This window comes from Treponema saccharophilum DSM 2985, assembly GCF_000255555.1.
Taxonomy (GTDB): domain Bacteria; phylum Spirochaetota; class Spirochaetia; order Treponematales; family Treponemataceae; genus Treponema_D; species Treponema_D saccharophilum.
Window position 1 is genome coordinate 1 of the sequence record NZ_AGRW01000008.1, and the last position, 3,428, is coordinate 3,428.

Sequence of the window (3,428 nt, forward strand, 5' to 3'; positions counted from 1 at the left end):
TCCGTATCTCGTGGAGCGTGTTCGCGAGGAATCTGCTCGCGTAGTTTATGCCGTCGTTCCGGCTACTCAGTTTTTCCAGCATTGAGCACTTCCATTGCCTTCTTCACGATATTCTCCGGCTTCTGCGGCTTGAGGACGTAGCTCCGCGCGCCGAGCGACAGCGATTTTACAATCATGTCGCGCTTTATCGCCTGCGAGTAGACGATGACGGGAGTCGCGATTGTGTTCTCCTTGAGCTTTATGAGAACCTCAAACCCGTTCATGTCGTTCATGAATATGTCGAGGATGATGATGTCGTAGTGCTTTTCTTTCTTTTCGACGACCTTCTCCACGAATTCCCTTCCCGAGGCGAAAAGGTCGGTCTCCGCGCCGATTGACAGGAACGCCTTGTGGATGAGCGCGCGCACAATCTGGTCGTCGTCCACGGCGGCAACGCGCAGCGTCGTTCCCTCCGATTTCAGCTCCTCCGCCGTCTCCGTGTCCGTGGCGAACCGCATTCCCATGCTCTCGGAATCCTGTGTTTCCGCCGTCGCCGTCAGGATGTTGTCGGAGATGACATCCGCGACGTTCGCGCCCGACGAGCTGTTTTTCGGCGTGACGATTGAGTTGAGGATTGTCGAAAGGTCCTTCGTGACCTCGATTCCCTCGTATTCCGGATGCCCTTCGATAAGCTCCGAGACGATTGAGTCGAGCGAGAGAACTTTTACGTTCTTGCGCGAGATTCTGTTGTCGGCGAGGATGTTGTTGAACAGCAGCTCGAGGTTCATTCCGTCGACGAACGAGAGGCTCAGCGACGTCATCATCAGTATGACTTTGGGGTACGAAAGGTCGTTCGCGTTGATGAGCTCGGAAATCTTGTATTTGAGGAGCGAAATCTTCTCGCGGTTCAGCCCCATCGCGACCTCGATGAAAATGACGTTGTTGTTGTCGTTGAGGTGCAGGTCGAGAACGCACGGCGTCGTGTCGATTGAGAAAATGCCGTTGAGCTGCTTTCCGATTGCGTCGAAGAAAACGTCGAACTTTATCGGCTTCTTGAAGTATTTTATGACGCCGAACTGCACGAGCTTTGCGACAGCCTCGGTGCTCAAATTCGGGCCTGTTATGATTATCGGCGTTGTCTTTGAGTTTGGATCGCGTGACTTCTTCTGGAAAAAGTCCACAATATTTTCGTTTATCGGGTTTCCCGAGCTGTGCTTGTCGATGTTAAGGATTATGAGGTCGGGAAGCGTGTTTATCATCTTCGTGTAAGCGTCCCTGTTCGTGGCCGTCTCAACTTCAACCCGTTCAGAAGACAATTTTTCTTTCACGAAATCCCGCAGCATCGGGGCAGCATCGATTATCAGAACTTTTGCCATAATACTACTATTATCGGAATATTCCGGGGTGGGAATTAGCGCTTGCGGGGGTTGTTCGTTCTAAGTTCGGCTTGGTTGTAGCAAGCGTGCGCCGGTGCGCAGGAGGCGCACCTTCCGTGGTGGGTGGGGGCGCGTGATGGTTGTGATTCTCGCGTTCGAAGATTCGCTTGCGGGGGTGTTCTAAGTTCGGCTTTGGTTGTGGCAAGCGTGCGCCGGTGCGCTGGGCGCACCTTCCGTGGTTGGGGGCGCGTGATGGTTGGAATTCTCGCGTTCTGAGATTACGCTTGCGAAGTGTTTTTCGTTCTAAGTTCGGCTTGGTTGTAGCAAGCGTTCACCGGTGCGCGGGAGGCGCACCTTCCGTGGTTGGTGGGGGCGCGTGATGGTTGGAATTCTCGCGTTCGAAGATTCGCTTGCGGGGGTTTTTTCGTTCTAAGTTCGGCTTGGTTGTAGCAAGCGTGCGCCGGTGCGCGGGGAAAAAAATATTGTGGAGTTGTGCTAGAATTGGAGCAGGTTTTATTTTGGAGGAAGTTTTATGAGCAGAATAGCGGTTTTTCTTGCGCCGGGATTCGAGGAAATCGAGGCGCTGACGTCGGTTGATTATTTGAGGAGGGCGGGGCAGGATGTCGTCACGGTGTCGGTTCCTGCGGACGGGTCGGACGAGATAACGTCCGTCGTGGACGGGGCGCACGGAATTTCCGTGATTACTGACCAGGTTCTCAAGGATTTCGCAGGCGAGAGCGAGGGAACTCTTCCCGACGCCGTTTTCTTTCCCGGCGGAATGCCCGGAGCAGCGAACCTTGCCGCGTGCGACTATCTTCTCGACCTCGTCGACCTTATGGCGGGCGAGGGGAAAATCGTCGCCGCGATGTGCGCAAGCCCCGCGGTGTTCCTCTCAAAAACAGGCATCCTTTCCGGAAAAAAATGGACGTGCTATCCGGGGATGGACGAGGGAATCGGCGAGGGGACGCACGTTCCCGATGTTCCGTTCGTTTTTGACGGGAACCTACTTACGGGGCGCGGGCCGGGGACGGCGGAGCAGTTCGCGATGAAATTCGTCGAGATTCTCGCGGGTGTGGAGACGGCAAAAAAAATCCATGACGGAAGCTGCCAGCGCTGACGGGCGGGACTCGTCGGGATGTTCGGCGGATGATGAATTCTCGCCATTCCGGACGTGATTCGGAATTTTAGATGCTGAATCACGTCCGGAATGACAAAATTTGAATCAACCGTTTTTCAGAATCCGCCTCGTGATGTCGCCGGCGTTCGTATGCGCTCACTTCTTCAGGCAGTCCTTAATCCAGCTGATGAGATTCTGCGTGGAAGTTCCGTTTCTCTCTGCCTCGGTGTGGTAAAGTCCCCAGACTTCCGCAAAATCGACAGACTCGACTTCGCTTCCGTAGTTTTTGAGCGCGAGCGAATAGGCTAGCTCCGTGCTTATGGCGGTGTCCCCCTGGAAGATTCCCGCGTGGACTCTCCAGAATTTCGCTGCTTTCGCGGTTTTGTATCCTGAATAGGCGGGGCTCAGATAGTACATCGGGTTGTACATATCTGCTCTTTTTTCCATCGATATACCGAGGGAATCGGTTTTCGCCAAATCGTTTTTGTACTCTTCTGCGAGCGCCGGGTTCGCCTTTTCAAGGACGTTCGCCATCAGGGCGTCAAAATGCGCGCCTTTTCCGTTCCCGAAACCGAAGAGCGTGTTTTCCGGCTGCGCTCCGTTCATGTCATCGAATGCGCCGACATTTTTCTGGAGCTGCTTCACGTTTCTCATGAACGATTCGACGCTCGTGATTTTTGCGGTGCTGCTTTTTTCGTCATAGATGACCCATTTTTCGTTGGCGTTGAGCGCGGAGATGTATTCGGCCGCGGAGGCGTATGTTCCGCTCAAATCGACATTCCCGCTCTTTTTTTCCGCGTTCCTGCCCACTCCGTCCATATCCTCTGCCGAAATCGCGTTTCCGCCTGCCGTTCCCCTCGGCCCTCTCGGCTTCCAGCCCGCGGGAAGAATCATGTTCTGCCCGAGCGCGGCTTTCTGCTCGTCCGCGTTGTACGGAAATTCAGTGTCGGCAAGGA

The 3,428-nt window shown here is 54.5% G+C and carries 3 protein-coding genes; 1 reads left to right on the forward strand and 2 read right to left on the reverse strand.

The genetic code is table 11. The annotated features are described in order from the left end of the window. Positions 1 to 62: 62 nt before the first annotated feature. Positions 63 to 1,355, reverse strand: coding sequence for a response regulator (locus TRESADRAFT_RS00055; RefSeq protein WP_002701601.1), 1,293 nt, complete (start codon positions 1,353 to 1,355; stop codon positions 63 to 65). Positions 1,356 to 1,887: 532 nt separating this feature from the next. Here TRESADRAFT_RS00055 and TRESADRAFT_RS00060 point away from each other — a divergent pair. Beyond that, positions 1,888 to 2,472: a DJ-1 family glyoxalase III gene (locus TRESADRAFT_RS00060; RefSeq protein WP_002701602.1), complete on the forward strand. Its 585-nt coding sequence runs from the start codon at positions 1,888 to 1,890 to the stop codon at positions 2,470 to 2,472. A gap of 156 nt (positions 2,473 to 2,628) precedes the next feature. Here TRESADRAFT_RS00060 and TRESADRAFT_RS16145 read toward each other — a convergent pair. Beyond that, positions 2,629 to 3,428: hypothetical protein (locus TRESADRAFT_RS16145; protein WP_002701605.1), on the reverse strand; the 800-nt coding region annotated here is incomplete at its 5' end.